The 635-nt window shown below is 49.1% G+C and carries 1 protein-coding gene; it reads left to right on the top strand.

All coding sequences use genetic code 11. The annotated features are described in order from the left end of the window. The coding region (locus R8O10_RS25870) for an imelysin family protein (RefSeq protein WP_318192048.1) at positions 1–635 on the top strand (635 nt) is incomplete at both ends.

The following is a 635-nucleotide window of genomic DNA, read 5'->3' as shown; positions in this document are numbered from 1 at the left end:
TGACGTGGAACCAGTACAACAACAGTGGCACAGCACCATGCTGGCTTGGATGGCGCTTCAAGGACAGGAACGTGGCCCCGCGACCGCGCTGGAGCAAAGCTGGAACGTACAATTCTGGCCCGATAAAAAAAATACCACCGGGCGTAAAATGTCGGCGCTGACTAAAGCCGATAAAGTTTGGACAGTGGAAGAGATCTCGACACAAAGCGTGACTGTGCAAGGTTTAGGGGCGTTGGAATGGTTACTTTATGATGATGCATCCACGCTTAATACCAATAGCAATGTATGTGCCTCAGGTGTTGCTATTGCCGAAAACTTGCACGATAAAGCACAGATCATCGCTAATTCTTGGGCTCAAAACCCGTGGAAGTCTTTGCAAAAGACAGAGTGGGAATCGGAGTACATTTCGCTGCTTTCTAACCAGCTAGAATACAGCATGAAAAAGCTCAGCCGTCCGCTAGCCAAGATAGGGCATCCTCGTCCTTACTTCTCGGAGTCTTGGCGCTCAGAAACCTCGCTCTCTAACTTAAAAGCTAACCTCGAAAGCTTGCATCAGTTGTATTTTGCGAACGGTAAAGGTTTAGATGCGCTGTTAAGGGCGCAAGGTAAAACGCAATTGGCGGATCGCGTCGCGT

This window comes from Vibrio sp. 1727, from assembly GCF_033344415.1.
GTDB classification, from domain to species: Bacteria; Pseudomonadota; Gammaproteobacteria; order Enterobacterales; family Vibrionaceae; genus Vibrio; species Vibrio alginolyticus.
The sequence above is the reverse complement of the archived record's forward strand: the minus strand, read 5'-3'. Positions and strand labels throughout refer to the sequence as shown.